Raw genomic sequence first — 15,924 nt, forward strand, 5'->3', positions numbered from 1 at the left:
CTATGCGCGCCGCAACTTCATGGTGCCAATCCCGCGGTTTGCGACATGGGAGGCGTTCAACGCCTGGCTGGAAGAGCAATGCCGCAAGCGCCAGCATGACAGGCTGCGCGGCGAGAACGAGACGATCGGCGAACGGCTGCAGCGGGATCTTGCCGCCATGCGTCCATTGCCGGCGGCACCCTTCGATGCCTGCGACCAGGCCAGCGCCCGTGTCACGGCCCAGTCTTTGGTCCGCTACAAGACCAACGACTATTCCGTCCCGGTCGCCTTCGGCCATCAGGACGTTTGGGTTCGCGGCTACGTCGACGTGGTGGTGATCGGCTGCCGCGGCGAGATCATCGCCCGCCATCCGCGGTGCTGGGAACGCGAAGACGTCGTCTTCGATCCGCTGCATTACCTGCCGCTGATTGAGCAGAAGATCAATTCGCTGGATCAGGCTGCCCCTCTCCAGGGTTGGGACCTGCCCGGCGAGTTCGCCACGCTGCGCCGCCTGATGGAGGCGAGGATGAACAAGCACGGCCGGCGCGAGTATGTGCAGGTGCTGCGACTCTTGGAAAGCTTCGAGCTTGGCGATCTGCATGGGGCTGTGAAGCAGGCCCTCCAACTCGGTGCGATCGGCTTCGATGCGGTCAAGCACCTGATCCTGTGCCGGGTGGAGCGTCGGCCACCGAGACTGGACCTGTCCATCTACCCATGGCCGCCGTGCAGACGGCCATGCTCGCCGAGCTTCCCTATTCTGCACTCGAGAACGCCATTTTCACCCATCCGACGATGGCGGAAGGCTTGAACGCACTGTTCGGAAATGTTCCGGCCAACAATGGATGACGAACCGCCAGCTTCATCTAGCTGGAGGTCATCGGGAAACAATTCAGCGAAAGGATATCGCCGTTGCCTGTGGGAGCACGGCGATGAAGCGAAATTGACCATCGATGCAAACGTATCAAACCCGCACCGCAGTCCGGCAAGTCCGGAATCCCGCAACTGTCCAGATGCGTGGGATTGCCGTTCATGTTGACGGCTCCCGAGGGATATAAGGCGTATTTCGAGATGGTTTCGTCCGGCTTGGTACGAAGTCTTCAAAGAAGCGTGGAGCGAAGCGAGATCAAGCGGTACGATCTGGCGGAACTGGAGACCGTCGCCTATATCCTTCTCGCCTCGCGCGTCTATCTGGCGCAGCGCTACGCCTATTCCAACGGGTCGGTAAAAGAGCCACCGGAAGAGGTGATGAAGACCTATAGCAAATTCGTGCGCTACGCGCTGTTCAGTTCGGACGTGGATTGCTCGGGTCCAGGCAAGGGTGAGTGCCACCCAGTTACACTATCTTCATAGCTAGGAATGCGCCTTTGCGGGTCGCGGAGTGAACCTGCGCGGCCTGGGCCTCGTCGTCTTCAATTCCTCGGGAACGGCCAACGGGTTGGAAGCACCGCCTTCACTCTGGCGGCCGGAGAACGACCCGCTGCGCGGGAGGGTGCCTGCGGTTGAGGTAGAGATCGAGAACCGGTCGTCGCGCTCGCGTGAGCGTCATTCGGCTGGAGCAGAGCATGACGGGCTTCTTCAATAAGGATCCTGACCACGCGGGTCGGGCCGCACACGCTGCGCCACAGCTTCGCGATCCACCTTTTGGAGGACGGCACCGATATCCGACGCGTCCAAAGGAACAATTAGCTCATAGGGGAAAACTATCCAATTCGTTGGAAGAAAATATTTTTTAATCCTTCCGGGGCGAGTTATTCGATCAAAAGCCATTTTTACCAAAGTGCGGAGATCCAACATGTCCCTGTCGAGCATAGACCGAGCCGCTCCCAAGATTTCTGCCGAACATTTCAAGGAAGCGATGAGCCGCGTTTCCTATACCGTCTCGGTGGTGTCGACCTATTCGGAGGACCGCTTTTACGGAAAGACCATCAATACGCTCGCTCCCGTGTCGGCTGAAGATTCCAGCATCTTGATATCGCTTTATCGGAAGAGCGATATCACCCAAATGATCATGCAGAGTGGCGAATTCTGCGTCAGCGTGCTTGGTGAGGCGCAAAAAGGGATCGCGGAGGATTTCGCGAAATCGACGGAGCTGGCGAATCCTTTCGACCGCTGGAAATGGGGCAGAATGGAAAGCGGCGCGCCTTACCTCGAAGGCGCCGTCGCCTGTTTCGACTGCACGCTCGTCAACGCCATACAGCACGCCTCGCACATGATCCTGATCGGGCACATAAAGGCGATCGTCGACGGCGATATCAGGCCCCTGCTGCATCATCGCCGGGCCTATCGGCCCTGTGCGGATACGATCATCCAGTGATCAGCTCAGGATGCCGTGCGAAGTGTGAGAAGAGGAAATCCTTGAATACCTGAGCCACCGGCCGCAGCTTCAAGCCGGAATGGTGAATGCACACGATGTGCGGCGCCGGGATCGGATCGCGAATGCCCACCCGGGCCAACTTCTTGCCGTCATAAACTTCGAGCGACGGAATCGGGTGGGTCAGGATGGAATAGCCGAGGCCATTGGCGACGAAGCTGCGCGTCGCTTCGATCGTGTTGGTCCTGTAGGCGATTTTCGGTGTGATCTTCACCGCATCGAACAGTGATTTGTAGTAGCGGCGGCTGATAGGCAGGTCGAACAGAACGCAGGGTTCGTCCTCCAACTCCTCCAGGGACACCGCATCCTTGCCGGCAACGCGATGGTCGGCGGGCAGGATGAGGTAAGGCGCCGTGTTGGTCAGGGCCGCGGTCGTCAGATTCTCTTCAGGCAGCAGATCGTAGGTGACGCCGAGTTCCAGCTCTCCCATTCGGATACCGTCGAGCAGGTTTTCCTGGCTCAGATCCCGGAATTGAATGGTGACCTCCGGAAACCGCTTGCTGAACTCACCGAGGATCTCGCCGAAATAGCGCGCCGCGAGATAGCTCAGGCAGCCCACGAACACATTTCCCCTGATCTCGACATTGGCGTTCTCGACCGCGCCAACGAAATCGTCCACGCGCGACAGGAGATCGCGCGCCTGCTGCAGGACGGCTCGTCCCACCGGCGTGAGCGCAATTCCCTTGGAATGATGGCGCAGGAAAAGCTGCACCCCGAGCTCCGTCTCCAGTTGGGCGATCGCCACCGAGACAGAGGGCTGCGAGATGTTGAGGACGGAGGCGGCGCTGGTGACGTTGCCATGCTCCGCCGCAGTGACGAAATAGCGGAGCTTGCGAAATGAGATTTCCATAGGAATAACCTATCCGGTACATGAACAGATAGTATTTTATGACGGTTCTGCCTCGTGGGACAAGTCCCTGCCAAAGCTGATCGGCTCGATGCCGAGCGAGGAGAGTGGAATGAACCCGAGACCCCAAAGAGCCATGACCAGCGATTTCGTCGTCAGCAAGCCGCTGGCGGCCAATTCCGTCGAACCGAATTTGCGGAGCGGCCGGGAGTACAAGGAAAGCTTGAGGGACGCACGGTCCGTCATCCTCAAGGGGAAAGAGGTTGAGGACGTCACGGCCGAACCCACGCTCATGCGCGGGATCGAGACGATCTCCGCCTATTATGACGCGCAGTTCCATCCCGAGACGCGGGACGACCTGACCTCGGTCGATCCGAAGACGGGCCAGCGTTTCTCGAATGCCTGGCTGGTGCCCTACAACAAGGAGGATCTCTACGCCCACGAGCGTACGATTCGTGTGAGCACCGCCCAGACCTTTGGCGTTTTCGGTCGCCCGCCGGACTACGGTTCGACCAAGGCGATCTCCTTCGTGGCGTGGAACCACCTGATCAGCCAAGGCGATCCGGATGCGCTGGCCCGGATCGAGAACTTTCTCGAGGTCGGCCGCCGCAACAATCTGCTGAGCGCCGACATCGTGGTCGACGTCCAGGCAAATCGAAAGCTCGCCGCCAACGAGATGAAAGGGCGCCTGAGGGTTATCGAGGAGCGCTCCGACGGCGTGGTGCTGTCGGGTGCGAAAGCCGGCAATTCCGCTTTCGCGCAGGGCAACATCGGCACGATCTCGATGCCGCCTCCGGCCCAGAACCTGCCCGAGGAGTGCATGATCTGGGCAGCCGTTCCGGCCAATGCAAAGGGGCTGACCTTGTTGCTGCGCGAGCCGCTGACCAGCGGCCGGGAAGATGAGGACGACCATCCGCTCGACAGTCTGGGCGAGGAGGCCGACGGCATCCTGGTCTTCGACCGGGTCTTCATCCCCTCCGAATATGTCTTCAGCTACAAGAATCCCGTCACCTCGAACATCTACAACACGCTGGGTCAGTTCGCTTTCTGGAAGATCGCGACGCGGCTTTCCTATCGCGCCGAGATTTTCGCCGGTGCGGCGCAGATGATCGTCAACGCGCTCGGCACGGACCACATCCCGGCGGTGCGCGCGATGGTCGCCGAAGTCATCCAGTATGCCGCCATCCTGCGCGGCATGATGGTCGCGGCCGTCGAGCAAGCCAAGCCGACGGAAAGCGGCGTCATGCTGCCCAACCACACCTTCGTCACGGCGGGCCGGCTTCACGCTATCGAGCACTATCCGCGCATCATGCAGACCTTGCGCGAACTCAGCGGGCAAGGCCTGATCAGCCGCGTGCCGCGGGAGACCTGGGAGCGTCCGGACGTGAAGGCGCTGCTCGACGAGTACCTTCCCGGCCATGCCGTATCGGCCTGGGAGAAGAACAAGCTCTTCAACCTCATCTGGGACATGTCGTGCGGCCCTCACGCCATGCGCGTCGCGCTGTTCGAGAACATCAACGCGACGCCGGCGCCGGCGCTGCGGGAGGAGCTCTATCGCTCTTATGACCGCAGCAGCGGGATTACGGCGATCAAGAAGCGCCTCGGCATCGACTGACGGTCAAGAGATGGAGGAGAGCCCGATGCCGGAGAAAGAAATGAGGGAGCGCGTGACCGGATCGCGCTTTCCTCTCCTTGCCAACCCGCCGCCATGGCCCGACGGCAAGCGCTGCGCCGTCGCCTTCACCTTCGACATGGATGCAGACAGCATCCTGCATCTGGCCCATCACAAGAACGCGACCAATCTGGTCGCCACAATGTCTATGCTGCAATACGGGCCGCGGGTGGCGATGCCGCGCATCCTGGGCCTGTTTCGGGAACTCGGTATCAGGCAGACCTTCTTCATTCCCGCCTGGTGCATCGAGCGCTATCCCGAAGTGGTCGAGGCAGTCCTGAAAGACGGTCATGAGATTGGCCATCATGGCTATATCCACGAGCACCCGAACGAGCTTTCTAAGGACCGCGAGGAATACTGGCTGCGGCGCGGCATCGAGGTGATCGAGCGCGTCACCGGCAAGCGCCCGGTCGGCTATCGGGCACCCTCCTACCGCTTCTCCAGGAACAGCCTCGACCTGCTGCTGGCCGAAGGCTTCCGCTACGACGCATCGCTGATGGGAGACGAGGTGCCCTACCTCCTGTCAAACGGCAATGGGTCGCTGGTCGAGCTTCCCAGTCACTACGCCATGGACGACTGGGCGCACTACATGGTCGGCCGCGACTTGAACTACATGATGCCTATCAAGGCGCCGTCGCATGCGATGGATGTCTTCAGGGCGGAGTTCGACGCGGCATGGCGCCACGGTGCCCTTTGGATCAGCGTCTGGCATCCCTTTCTCAGCGGCCGCCTGGCGCGGTTCGAGGCCATCGCGGAGCTTGCGCATCACATGATGGAGAAGGGCGACGTCTGGTTTGCCCCGCTCAGCGAAATTGCGGCGCATGTGGAGCGGCTGGTGGCCTCCGGAGCCTGGTCGCCCCGCATCGACCATCTGCCGCAATATCCGGCCCCCATTCCCGAACTCGAAGCAAGCCTGTAATGAGCAATCCGCGCGACGACCTTCTGGCCGCGATCGAAAACGACCGCCAGGAATTGATCACCTTTCTGAGCGATTTCCTCAAGATCCCGACGCCCAATCCCACCGGGGATACCCGTGAGGCGTGCCGCTTCGTCAGCGAATTTCTGACGCAACAGGGTCTGGATCACGAGGTGCTGCGCTGTCATCCCGAGCAGCCCAATATCGCGGCAAGCTTCGAGGCGGGCGCGGCGGGCCGGCATCTGACCTTGAACGGTCATATGGACGTTTTTCCCGTCGAGGACGAGACGGCCTGGACGCACGGGCCGTGGAGCGGCGCGATCGCGGACGGCTTCATCTGGGGACGCGGCGCGGTCGACATGAAGGCGGGTACGACGGCGTCCATCTTCACCTACCGCTATCTCCACCGCGTGCGCGATCGCCTCAAAGGCCGTCTCACGCTCACCGTAGTCTCGGATGAGGAAACGCTCGGCAGCAATGGCACTCGCTTCCTGCTCGATCAGCATCCGCATCTGCGCGGCGATTGCTGCATGAATGGCGAACCGAGCGGGCCGCGCACCGTCCGCTTCGGCGAAAAAGGGCTGCTTTGGCTCGAGCTCCGCATTCGCACCGGCGGCGGGCACGGAGCCTATCCGCATCTCAGCCGCAGCGCCAACAAGATTGCCGCGGAGGTGATCCGGGACCTGGAACAGTTGAGCGAGTTCCCCGTCACGATCCCTGGTCCCCATCGAGATGAGCTCGAGCGCGCCTATGCTCATGCCGACCAGGTTCTGGGGCAGGGCGCCAGCGCCGTCGCCCAGAAGGTAATCGTCAATATCGGGCAAATCCGGGGCGGGGTGAAGATCAACGTCCTGCCAGCATCCTGCACGCTCGAGGTCGACATTCGCGTTCCGGTCGGGTTGCGCATCGAGGAGGTGAAGAAGGCCGCGACCGCGTTGCTCGCCAAATATCCTGATGTCGAGATTGTCGAGCTGAATCGGTCGGAGCCGAATGTCTGCCCGCCCGAACACGATCTCAGCCGCATCATGCTGGCGAACGCACGGACGATTAAAGGCCATGACGTCGATCCGATCGTCGGACTGGGAGCGACCGATACCCGGATCTGGCGCGAGCTCGGCATTCCCGCCTACGTCTATGGGCCGTCCCCCAAGACGATGGGTGCGCGCGATGAGCGCATCGAGATCGAGGAGTTCATGGACGTCGTGAAGGTTCATTGCCTGTCCGCCTATGACTATCTGGCGGGCCCGGCCACACATCAACGTTGAAAGGGTTCGGCAGGCTCATGGACATCGCTGCAGAAACTCTGACGCCGGAAGAGGCCTACCGATTGCTCGTCGGCATCGTCGTGCCGCGGCCGATTGCCTGGGTAGTCACGCAATCACCCGATGGACGGGCCAATGTCGCGCCCTTTAGCTGCTTCACCTTCGTCTGCTATGCCCCGCCCATGGTCGCCATCAGCGTCGGCCGCAAGGGCAATGAGTTGAAGGACACCGCCCGCAACATAATGGACCGGGGCGAGTTCGTGGTGAACGTCGCCGACGAGACGGTCCTGGACGCGATGCACCGATCCTCGATCGAATTTCCTTCCCATGTCAGCGAAGTGGAGGAGCTCGGTTTGGATATCGCACCAAGCCACAGCACCGCGTGTCCGCGCCTTGCCGGCGCGCCGGTCGCACTGGAATGCAAACTGCACCAGACGGTCGAGTTCGGGTCGCTCCAAACGCAGCTGATCGTTGGAGAAGTCGTCCATTTCCATATTCGCGACGGTCTTTGTCACAACGGCAAGATCGAGACGGATCGGCTGCGTCCCTTGGGTCGCGTGGCTGGGCCGCGCTACGTCAAGCTGCGGGAGTTCGTCTCTATGACGCCTACCGGCGACACGTTCGGCTAGAGAGACGGTCACATAGATACTTCCTATGGAACTCAATAGGCAAATAGTATTTCTGGATGATTCGCCTTCGTGGCAACGTGAACGGGAGAGCGCACGGAAGGAGAACGGTGGGCTACCGACCGTCGCAACGTCTCAACAGCAATGAACGTCGACTTCGACCTGATCACTGGTACAGGGGTTAGAATGACCCTCATCACGGCAAAACTCGGATCCCAAGGAAGAGAGCAATGAGCAAGCGTTTTCTGGCAGGCGCCGTCGGCGCCATGGTTTCGCTGATGGCGATGGCGTCGTCGGCCTCGGCACAAGGTCAATGTCTGGCGGATATCAGGGAGCGCGGCGTCCTGATGTCGGCCAATGCCGTGCTGGGTCTTAAGCCGTATGTCTGGAAGAATGAAGCCACCGGAGAGTATGAAGGCTTTGAAGCGGAGTTTCTGGCCGAGATCGCCGAGCGGATCGGCGTGGCCGATTGGGATTATGCGATCACCGATTGGTCGACGATGATCCCCGGCCTCAAGGCGGGGCGCTGGGACATAATACTGTCCTCCATGTTCGTCACCCAGGAGCGCATCCAGGGCGCCGAGATCGCCTTCACCGATCCTTATTTCCGTCTCTACAATGTGGTGACAGTCCTGAAGGACTCCGACATCCAAAGCATCGAGGACCTTGCAGGCAAGACCGTTGCTAGCGTGCTCGGCACGATGGACTCGGCCAATGCGCACGCTATGCAGGAGCGGGGCGAGGTCGCCGAAGTTTTGGACTTCAACGGGTTCGGCGAGCCCTTCCAGGCATTGCGCAGCGGCCAGGCAGCAGCGGTCGTGCTCGACCACGGCTCGTTCCACGCGCAAGCCGAGGAACTCGACGACATCCGCACCGTCGGCGAGCCGATGAACTACCAGCCGAAGCCGGAATGGGCGGAGGCGGAAGCCGAGGCTCCCTACATCCTGGGCTCGCTGGCTATCGGCGTACGGCAGGAATGCCCCGATCTGCTCGACGCAATCAACACGGCCTTGGCCGAGATGAACGCCGACGGCACGCGTCGGGAGATCCTTGAGAAATACGGTCTTTGGTCGGAAGAGCAGGCCGTACTGACGAAATAGTTCCTCCATCAGGAAGCCGCCGCCTTTGTGCGCGGCGGCTTCCTTACCCCGGACCCTGACCCGCCATGTACGAGTTCTTTTTCGTTCTGATTCCGGAATACATGCCCTTCCTGCTGCAAGGGGCGCTCGTAACGGTTCAGATTTCCGTCCTGAGCATGATATGCGCCATCTCTCTGGGGCTCCTCGTGGCGCTCGGCCGGCTGTCGAACCTACGCGTCCTGCGGGCGGTCTTGGCGGCTTATGTCGAGATCTGGCGCAACGTCCCGCTCATCGTGCAACTGCTGGTGATCTACTTCTCTCTCCCCCAGCTCGGCATTTCGCTGCCCGGCTTCTGGGCGGGCGTCCTCGGCCTCAGCCTAAACGTCGGCGCCTATCTTTCGGAGGTCTTCCGCGCCGCCATCCTTTCGGTGGAAGGGGGACAAAAGGACGCGGGCCTGTCGATCGGCATGTCGCGGGTTATGATCTACAGGCGGGTCATCCTGCCTCAGGCGCTGCGGATCGCGGTTCCGACGATCGGCGGCTACTTCATCGCCCTGCTGAAGGACTCGGCATTGGTTTCCTACATCGCGGTCAACGAGCTCCTGCGACACGGCACCATCGTCATTTCAAACACGTTCAAGAGCATGGAAATCTATCTCATGGTGGCCATGGTCTATTTCATCATCAGCTTCATCTCGGCCCGGATCGTCGCCCATGTCGAACGCTCTCTCACCCCTGCCTATCTCCGCGTCGCCCAAGCGCAAGCCTGAAGAGGGGATGGACCCAATGAGCAGCAACAAGTCAGCGAGGCTTTCCATCGTTTCCGAGAAGCCGCAGCAAAGCGTCGCGCCGAACCCGGCGGAGCCGCTTCTCACCGTTCGCGGCCTGCAGAAGCGGTTTGGCTCGCATGAGGTGATCAAGAATATCGACCTGGAGGTTTCTCCGGGCAGCGTGACGTTCCTGATCGGACCCAGCGGTGGCGGCAAGTCGACCGTCCTGCGCTGCATGAACTTCCTCGAGACCCCGTCGGCGGGAGAGATCACATTTGCCGGGGAGCGCTTGTGCCATACCGAAAAAGGGCGCTTGCATCGGGCGTCGGACGCCGTGCTGCGCCGGGCCCGCGCGCAGATGCCGATGGTGTTCCAGCACTTCAACCTTTTCGCCCATCGCACGGCACTGGAGAATGTGATCGAGGGCCCCATCCTCGTGCTTGGAAGGCCGCGCGAGCAGGCCGTCGCGGACGGCAGGGAATTGCTGCGGCGCGTCGGATTGCTTGAAAGAGCCGACGCCTATCCCGCGCAGTTGTCAGGGGGACAGAAGCAACGCGTGGCGATCGCTCGCGCCGTCGCCATGGAGCCGCGTCTTATCCTGTTCGACGAGCCGACATCGGCGCTGGATCCGGAACTTGTCGCCGGCGTCCTGGACACGATCCGATCCCTCGCCGACGAGAACCGGACGATGGTCGTCGTCAGCCATGAAATGGCCTTTGCACGACGCCTGGCAGACCGTGTCCACTTCGTCGCCGACGGCGTCATCGCCGAATCCGGCTCGCCCGACGAAATCTTCGACGCGCCGAAGAACGAGCGCCTCAAGCAATTCATCCGTTCGATCCTGCACTGAGGCGGAGCGAAGGCATCACCGAACCTCTGGATGCTGCTCGAAACTTGAGGCTTGATCACGTCGTTGCCCAGGATCCATGTGATCGTGCTTGGCGGCACCACCACCACGGTAGCCAACGCACTCGCAGCCGCGGTCGGCGCCGATGCCGTTCGTGAGATCCATCACCTGGTCCACCGGAGAGCCCTTTGAGTCGGCGATGGGCAGGGCGCCGATCGAGCCTGCAGCCGCAGCCGGTCGGGATGGCGATCGACGACGATGACCATGCACGCGCCCTTGATCATCGCGGAATAGGCCGCCTTGAGACCGACCGGTCCGGCCCCGTAGACCACGACGGTTCCGCCGGGACGCATGCCGGCGAGCTCGGTGCAGTGCCAGCCGGTCGGGAAGATGTCGCCCAGCATCACGTAGTCGTTCTGGCGCTCCTCCACATCTGGCGGCAGCTTCAGGCAGTTGTAATCGCCGTAGGGGACGCGCAGCAGATCGGCCCGCCCGCCGGTACGGGCCCATGTCGGCGACCCGTACGCGGCGCCCGCCATGTTCGGCACGGCGCTTCGATCCGCCGTGGTCTGTGATTTTCCGTGGAATGAGGACCCCGTTTGAGGGGTGATTTTCGTCCAAACGGGCCCCCTTAACGTGGGGTCATCAAAGTGCCTCCGGTTTGATCGGAGGCATTTGTGTTTTGGATGTTGATTGTGGAGACGATTGCAAAGATACGCCGGCTTTCTCGGGTTCAGGGAAAGTCGATCAAGGCGATCTGCCGGGAGTTGAATATCTCGCGGAAGGTCGTGCGCAAAGTGCTGCGCTCGGACGAGACGGAGTTCCGCTACGAGCGCAAACACCAGCCTTATCCGCGGATGGGTGCCTGGCGCGAAGAGCTTGACCGGATGCTGACGGCAAACGTGGCCAAGCCCCGGCGGGAACGACTGACACTGATCCGTATCTTCGAGAATCTTGGCGAACTCGGCTATGAAGGCAGCTACAGTTCGGTGTGGCGTCACGCGCAGGCGTGGGAAAGAGAACGGGGCAGCGCCGCTGCCGAGGCCTACATCCCGCTGAGTTTTGCGCCGGGCGAGGCTTACCAGTTCGACTGGAGCCACGAGATTGTTGTTCTCGACGGTGTGACCACGACGGTGAAGGTGGCGCACATGCGGCTTTGCCACAGCCGGATGTTCTTTGTTCGGGCCTATCCGCGCGAGACCCAAGAGATGGTGTTCGACGCATACGACCGGGCGTTCGCCTTCTTCGGCGGCGCGTGCACGCGCGGCATCTACGATTACGTGCCCGGGCACGTAATCGTAGTTTTGTGTCCCGAACGGTTATGTGCCCCGCAACCTGCTGATCCAAGCGTTGTCAACGACGTCAGGGCACATAACGGTCAAAGGCCGGCGAGCCATTCGAGAAGTTTTGGCTCGCTCTGCCAGACTGGTCTTCGAGGAGGTCCCACCGAAGAAGTCGAAGGCACCTGACAAGCCTCGAGCGCCTCTTGCTTCATCCTGATGTTGATCTCGGCATATCGGTTGGTCGTATCCAGGCTGACGTGGCCAAGCCAACCTCTTATGACGTTCACTTCGACACCGGATTCAAGCAGATGCACGGCCGTCGTGTGCCTCCAAACATGCGGAGAAATGGACCTCTGTCCGTTGCCGATGCGAATGTCCGAACCATGACGCCGGACGAGCTTGTACAGGCCAAATCGTGTTAGCGGCTTGCCGACGTTGCTGAGGAATACCGGGCTTTCCGCCGTGGCTGGCTGGCGTCGATCACGCAGCATCTTGTCAAGCAGGCGGGCGGTCTCGGGCCATAGTGGGCAGGTCCGCCACTTATCGCCCTTGCCGTGCAGGTTCACCCGCGGCGAGGAGGTCAGAACCAGATGATCGACGGTCAGTCCGATGGCTTCCGTTGCGCGGGCACCCGTATTGTATAGGAACATGAGTAGCGCCCTGTCTCGGGTAGCCAACTTCCCGTCGTGCGGCAGTTTGTCGAAGAGCTGTTCGACCTCGTCGCGTTCGAGATAATAGGTGGCTGCCGGCTGTGTGCGTTTCCTGGGAATGGCGGCGACGCGCTCGGCCTCCTGCAACATCATCGGCTCCTGGCCACCAGCATAGGCGAAGAAGGTGTGTAGCATTGCGAGCCGGTGGTTGCGTGATCGGATATTGTTGCCGCGCTCGGCTTCAAGATGTGCGAGAAAGGCCCGCACATTGTCGGCGTTGAGATCGCCCAGCCCGAGCTTGCTGATCGGACGTCGGTTCTCCCGGGCCAGGAACAGGAGAAACAACCGGATTCCGTCGCGATAGCTCCGGATCGAGGTGGTCGCCAGACCCTTCTCGGCTTTGAGATGGAGTTCGAAAAATTGATAGACGAGATTGCCGACGGTCCTCATGACCAATCTCCTCGCGAAAGCGGTGCTGCAAAGCGCTCGAAGCGCTGACCGGCAGCTTCCAGGAGATCGGCGGTAACGGTGAGATAAACTGTGGTGGAGGCGGGATCCACGTGCCCCATGAAGGTCGACAGCTTGACGAGCTTGTTGGTGGGATTGCTTCCGTCGCGATACCATCGCAGGAGTCGCCCGACTGCAAAGCTGTCGCTTGGCATTTAATTGTGAGAATGCGCCGGTTTCGTTCGGAGTTGGCATTTAATTGTGAGAATCTTGGCGACCGGATTCTCAAATTAACTGCATTTGAGACGAGGCTCTCGACCTGCGAACTCGGGCTATCATGTTCTCGGCGGCGTCAGTGAACCGGACCCTGTTGTCACCCATCATGTACCCACGCAGCATCCAGAGCATCTCCGGTCCGGCACGCTCGACGATGGCAACGCCGGCGAGGAGAGCCGGCCGCAGGTGGAGCGGCAGGATCGGCTTTGCAGGTGTGGGCAGATTCTCCTGTTCCGCGGCGACTACATGGTCGAGATCGGGGATGATTGCGCCGAGTATGCGGATTCCGACATTATCCGGCCGGGCATTCCAACCTGAAGCCGGCCATCGTTCCGACGTGAAGCCGGCCACCATTCCGATCAATATCCGGCCGCTTTGAGGTCTGAGCAGGAGCACCAGGGTCAGCAACTTTGGCATGACGGTCCTTTTGAACAAGGGACGCGTAATGCCGGCAAAGAGAAGGCTGACCATGAGACAATTACGACAGATGCTGCGGCTTGCCGGTGATGGAACCAGCGCCCGCGAGATCGCACAGAGGCTGGGCGTCGCGCGCAGCACCGTGCAGGACAATCTGAAGCGCGCGACCGCGGCGGGACTGATCTGGCCGCTGCCAGGCGACCTGACCGACGACGCGCTGGAGAACCGGCTGTTCGCCCGCGCCGGGGTGAAGCAGGGCCTGCGCCGGCTGCCGGAGCCGAACTGGGCGGATCTTGCGCTGGAGTTGAAGAAGCCGGGCGTCACGCTGATGCTTCTGTGGGAAGAGTACCGCGCCGTCCATTCCGGCGGCTATGGCTACAGCCGTTTCTGCGACCTGTTCCGCGGCTTCGAGAAGCGTCTGTCGCCGACGATGCGCCAGGAGCATGTCGCCGGCGACAAGGTGTTTGTGGATTATTCCGGCAAGAAGATCGCCATCGTCGACCCGCTGACCGGCGAGATCCGCGAGGCGGAGATCTTTGTCGGCGTCCTGGGTGCATCCGGCTTCACCTATGCGGAAGCGACCTGGACGCAGGCGCTACCGGACTGGATCGGCGCGCATGTACGCATGTTCAGCTTCTTCGGCGGCGTCCCGCGCCTGATCGTGCCCGACAACCTGAAGTCCGGCGTCAATCATGCCTCCTTCTATGATCCGGAGATCAACCGCAGCTATGGCATGATGGCCTCGCACTATGGCGTCGGCGTGCTGCCGGCGCGGCCGCGTCGCCCGAAGGACAAGGCCAAGGTCGAGAACGGCGTGCGTTTCGCCCAGACCTGCATTCTCGGCCGGCTGCGACGACAGACCTTCTTCTCGCTGGCCGAGGCCAATGCCGCAATCGCCGGGGCGCTCGACCGCATCAATGACCATGTCATGCGCCGCCTTGGCGTCAGCCGCCGCCATTTGTTCGAGACGGTGGAACGGCCGACCCTGGCGAGCCTACCGGTGCAGAATTACGAGTTCGCCGAATGGCGCCTGGCTCGCGTCGCCACCGACTATCATGTCGAGTTCAAGACCTTCTTCTATTCCGTGCCGCACAGCCTCATCCGCCAGCAGGTCGATATCCGCGCGACCAGCAGGACGATCGAGATCTTCCACCGCGGCAAGCGCGTCGCCGTTCATCAGCGCCGCTATGGCGGACGCCGCTACGGCACCAACCCCGAGCACATGCCCAGTTCCCACCGTCGATATGCAGAGTGGACGCCGGCACGCTTCCGCCGCTGGGCGGCATCGATCGGGCCACAGACCGAGGGGCTGATCATCGCCATTCTGGCCAGCCGACCGCATCCGGAACAGGGGTTCCGCACATGCCTTGGCGTTTTGCGCCTCTACCGGGATCTCCGTCGTGAGCGTGCCGAGACCATATCAGCCCGCGCCGTCGAGATCGGCGGGCTGACCTGCAAGAGCATCGCCGCCCTCATCATCAACCACAAGGCCGCCCGGCCTGCCGGCAATCCCGGCGCCATCATCGACCACGCCAATCTGCGTGGTCCCGGCTACTTCCATTGAGGAGATAAAGATCATGCTGACCCATCCCACCCTCGACATGTTGCGCGACCTCGGACTGCACGGCATGGCCAAAGGCTTCCAGGATCTCGACGCGCAGCCGGAAGCACGCGCCCTCGACCATGGCGAATGGCTTGCCATCCTGCTCGAGAACGAAGCGACGCTGCGCCGTCAGAAGCGCTTCGAGGCGCGTGCCCGCGCTGCCAGGCTGCGCCATGATGCGCAGGTCGAAGATGCCGACTTCCGTGCCGAACGCGGGCTCGACCGCTCCCTGTACCTCAAGCTCGCAGGCTGCGACTGGATTCGCCAGCGTCACGGGCTCCTGATCACGGGCCCGGCCGGTGTCGGCAAGAGCTGGCTCGCCTGCGCTCTCGGGCACAAGGCCTGTCGCGAGGACTTCTCCGTCGTCTATCACCGCGCCCCACGGCTCTTCGCCACGCTCGCTCTCGCAAGGGGAGACGGTCGCTATGCCAGGATGCTCAAGGCGCTGGCCCGAACCGACCTGCTCATCCTCGACGATTGGGGACCCGAAAAGCTCAACGACGAACAGCGCCGCGATCTCCTCGAGATCGTCGAGGACCGCTATGAGCGGCGATCGACCATCGTCACCAGCCAGGTGCCCGTCGACCACTGGTACGAGATCATCGGCAATCCCACCATCGCCGACGCCATCCTCGACCGCCTCGTGCACAACGCCTATCGCATCGAACTGACCGGCGAAAGCATGCGAAAACGGCGCGCGCCACAAAACCCGGAAACAGCTCAGGCTTGACCAGAAACGAAACTCGAACCAAATCTCAACAACGACCCAGGTGATCCAAAAAAGTGGCCGGCTTCAAATCGGAATCCCGGCCGGAATGAAATTGGAATGGGTGGCCGGTAATTGATCGGAATCACTGGCCGGCTTCGTCGGAATGCGCA

Annotated in this window: 15 protein-coding genes and 3 pseudogenes; 14 read left to right on the forward strand and 4 right to left on the reverse strand. The window is 61.5% G+C overall.

Annotated elements, in window-relative coordinates; genetic code table 11:
• The 4 genes and pseudogenes from BFN67_RS18790 to BFN67_RS18805 form a co-directional block, all read left to right on the forward strand.
• Positions 1-703, forward strand: a pseudogene (locus BFN67_RS18790) (Mu transposase domain-containing protein); the annotation flags it as partial.
• Positions 704-1,008: 305 nt separating this feature from the next.
• Complete coding sequence (locus BFN67_RS18795) at positions 1,009-1,329, forward strand: hypothetical protein (protein ID WP_080921063.1); 321 nt, start codon at positions 1,009-1,011, stop codon at positions 1,327-1,329.
• A 237-nt stretch (positions 1,330-1,566) separates the two neighbouring features.
• Positions 1,567-1,653: pseudogene (locus BFN67_RS18800) on the forward strand (tyrosine-type recombinase/integrase); the annotation flags it as partial.
• 118 nt (positions 1,654-1,771) lie between these two features.
• Positions 1,772-2,293: a flavin reductase family protein gene (locus BFN67_RS18805; protein WP_080921064.1), complete on the forward strand. Its 522-nt coding sequence runs from the start codon at positions 1,772-1,774 to the stop codon at positions 2,291-2,293.
• On the opposite strand, the gene BFN67_RS18810 is transcribed toward BFN67_RS18805, so the two are convergent.
• Positions 2,283-3,200, reverse strand: a complete 918-nt coding sequence (locus BFN67_RS18810) for a LysR family transcriptional regulator (RefSeq protein WP_080921065.1) — start codon at positions 3,198-3,200, stop codon at positions 2,283-2,285. The two genes, BFN67_RS18805 and BFN67_RS18810, sit on opposite strands and share 11 nt — an antisense overlap.
• Before the next feature lie 109 nt (positions 3,201-3,309).
• Between BFN67_RS18810 and BFN67_RS18815 the strand changes: the two genes are divergently transcribed.
• The 7 genes from BFN67_RS18815 to BFN67_RS18845 all read left to right on the forward strand — a co-directional run bounded on the left by BFN67_RS18815 (position 3,310) and on the right by BFN67_RS18845 (position 10,372).
• Positions 3,310-4,812 carry a 4-hydroxyphenylacetate 3-hydroxylase N-terminal domain-containing protein gene (locus BFN67_RS18815; RefSeq protein WP_158083537.1) on the forward strand — a complete coding sequence of 501 codons (1,503 nt, stop codon included), beginning with the start codon at positions 3,310-3,312 and terminating at the stop codon, positions 4,810-4,812.
• A 25-nt stretch (positions 4,813-4,837) separates the two neighbouring features.
• The gene (locus BFN67_RS18820) at positions 4,838-5,788 is read left to right on the forward strand and encodes a polysaccharide deacetylase family protein (protein ID WP_245295338.1); all 951 of its coding nucleotides are present in this window, start codon (positions 4,838-4,840) and stop codon (positions 5,786-5,788) included.
• Complete coding sequence (locus BFN67_RS18825) at positions 5,788-7,050, forward strand: M20/M25/M40 family metallo-hydrolase (protein WP_080921067.1); 1,263 nt, start codon at positions 5,788-5,790, stop codon at positions 7,048-7,050. Before BFN67_RS18820 ends, BFN67_RS18825 begins: the two co-directional genes overlap by 1 nt.
• A 17-nt stretch (positions 7,051-7,067) precedes the next feature.
• On the forward strand, positions 7,068-7,676 hold the full coding sequence (locus BFN67_RS18830; RefSeq protein ID WP_080921068.1) for a flavin reductase family protein: 609 nt from the start codon (positions 7,068-7,070) through the stop codon (positions 7,674-7,676).
• A 227-nt stretch (positions 7,677-7,903) separates the two neighbouring features.
• Positions 7,904-8,773 (forward strand): substrate-binding periplasmic protein, encoded by an 870-nt coding sequence (locus tag BFN67_RS18835; protein WP_080921069.1) that lies wholly within the window; start codon positions 7,904-7,906, stop codon positions 8,771-8,773.
• A gap of 101 nt (positions 8,774-8,874) precedes the next feature.
• The gene (locus BFN67_RS18840; RefSeq protein WP_245295339.1) at positions 8,875-9,522 is read left to right on the forward strand and encodes an amino acid ABC transporter permease; all 648 of its coding nucleotides are present in this window, start codon (positions 8,875-8,877) and stop codon (positions 9,520-9,522) included.
• 16 nt (positions 9,523-9,538) lie between these two features.
• A complete protein-coding gene (locus BFN67_RS18845; protein ID WP_080921071.1) occupies positions 9,539-10,372 on the forward strand; it encodes an amino acid ABC transporter ATP-binding protein in 834 nt (277 codons plus the stop codon).
• A 161-nt stretch (positions 10,373-10,533) separates the two neighbouring features.
• On the opposite strand, the gene BFN67_RS18850 is transcribed toward BFN67_RS18845, so the two are convergent.
• Positions 10,534-10,917 (reverse strand): MDR/zinc-dependent alcohol dehydrogenase-like family protein, encoded by a 384-nt coding sequence (locus BFN67_RS18850; protein WP_139789254.1) that lies wholly within the window; start codon positions 10,915-10,917, stop codon positions 10,534-10,536.
• A 138-nt stretch (positions 10,918-11,055) separates the two neighbouring features.
• Here BFN67_RS18850 and istA (BFN67_RS18855) point away from each other — a divergent pair.
• Positions 11,056-11,646: pseudogene (gene istA / locus BFN67_RS18855) on the forward strand (IS21 family transposase); the annotation flags it as partial.
• A gap of 101 nt (positions 11,647-11,747) precedes the next feature.
• Here the strand turns inward: istA (BFN67_RS18855) and BFN67_RS18860 are convergent.
• Positions 11,748-12,752 (reverse strand): tyrosine-type recombinase/integrase, encoded by a 1,005-nt coding sequence (locus BFN67_RS18860; protein WP_245295340.1) that lies wholly within the window; start codon positions 12,750-12,752, stop codon positions 11,748-11,750.
• A 282-nt stretch (positions 12,753-13,034) separates the two neighbouring features.
• The gene (locus BFN67_RS18870; protein WP_204842236.1) at positions 13,035-13,442 is read right to left on the reverse strand and encodes a hypothetical protein; all 408 of its coding nucleotides are present in this window, start codon (positions 13,440-13,442) and stop codon (positions 13,035-13,037) included.
• Positions 13,443-13,470: 28 nt separating this feature from the next.
• On the opposite strand from BFN67_RS18870, the gene istA (BFN67_RS18875) reads away from it, so the two are divergent.
• Positions 13,471-15,006, forward strand: coding sequence for an IS21 family transposase (istA, locus tag BFN67_RS18875; protein WP_080917953.1), 1,536 nt, complete (start codon positions 13,471-13,473; stop codon positions 15,004-15,006).
• A 13-nt stretch (positions 15,007-15,019) separates the two neighbouring features.
• Entirely contained in the window at positions 15,020-15,775 is a 756-nt protein-coding gene (gene istB / locus BFN67_RS18880) for an IS21-like element helper ATPase IstB (RefSeq protein ID WP_080917952.1), read from the forward strand.
• The last annotated feature ends 149 nt before the right edge of the window (positions 15,776-15,924 follow it).

The organism is Manganibacter manganicus (assembly GCF_002075885.1).
GTDB lineage: Bacteria > Pseudomonadota > Alphaproteobacteria > Rhizobiales > Rhizobiaceae > Mesorhizobium > Mesorhizobium manganicum.

Excerpts from the sequence above, each read along its gene's own strand:
- BFN67_RS18795 (WP_080921063.1), top strand. The coding sequence starts at position 1,009 with ATGTTGACGGCTCCCGAGGGATATAAGGCGTATTTCGAGATGGTTTCG.
- BFN67_RS18805 (WP_080921064.1), top strand. The coding sequence starts at position 1,772 with ATGTCCCTGTCGAGCATAGACCGAGCCGCTCCCAAGATTTCTGCCGAA.
- BFN67_RS18810 (WP_080921065.1), bottom strand. The coding sequence starts at position 3,200 with ATGGAAATCTCATTTCGCAAGCTCCGCTATTTCGTCACTGCGGCGGAG.
- BFN67_RS18815 (WP_158083537.1), top strand. The coding sequence starts at position 3,310 with ATGAACCCGAGACCCCAAAGAGCCATGACCAGCGATTTCGTCGTCAGC.
- BFN67_RS18820 (WP_245295338.1), top strand. The coding sequence starts at position 4,838 with ATGCCGGAGAAAGAAATGAGGGAGCGCGTGACCGGATCGCGCTTTCCT.
- BFN67_RS18825 (WP_080921067.1), top strand. The coding sequence starts at position 5,788 with ATGAGCAATCCGCGCGACGACCTTCTGGCCGCGATCGAAAACGACCGC.
- BFN67_RS18830 (WP_080921068.1), top strand. The coding sequence starts at position 7,068 with ATGGACATCGCTGCAGAAACTCTGACGCCGGAAGAGGCCTACCGATTG.
- BFN67_RS18835 (WP_080921069.1), top strand. The coding sequence starts at position 7,904 with ATGAGCAAGCGTTTTCTGGCAGGCGCCGTCGGCGCCATGGTTTCGCTG.
- BFN67_RS18840 (WP_245295339.1), top strand. The coding sequence starts at position 8,875 with ATGCCCTTCCTGCTGCAAGGGGCGCTCGTAACGGTTCAGATTTCCGTC.
- BFN67_RS18845 (WP_080921071.1), top strand. The coding sequence starts at position 9,539 with ATGAGCAGCAACAAGTCAGCGAGGCTTTCCATCGTTTCCGAGAAGCCG.
- BFN67_RS18860 (WP_245295340.1), bottom strand. The coding sequence starts at position 12,752 with ATGAGGACCGTCGGCAATCTCGTCTATCAATTTTTCGAACTCCATCTC.
- BFN67_RS18870 (WP_204842236.1), bottom strand. The coding sequence starts at position 13,442 with ATGCCAAAGTTGCTGACCCTGGTGCTCCTGCTCAGACCTCAAAGCGGC.
- istA (WP_080917953.1), top strand. The coding sequence starts at position 13,471 with ATGCCGGCAAAGAGAAGGCTGACCATGAGACAATTACGACAGATGCTG.
- istB (WP_080917952.1), top strand. The coding sequence starts at position 15,020 with ATGCTGACCCATCCCACCCTCGACATGTTGCGCGACCTCGGACTGCAC.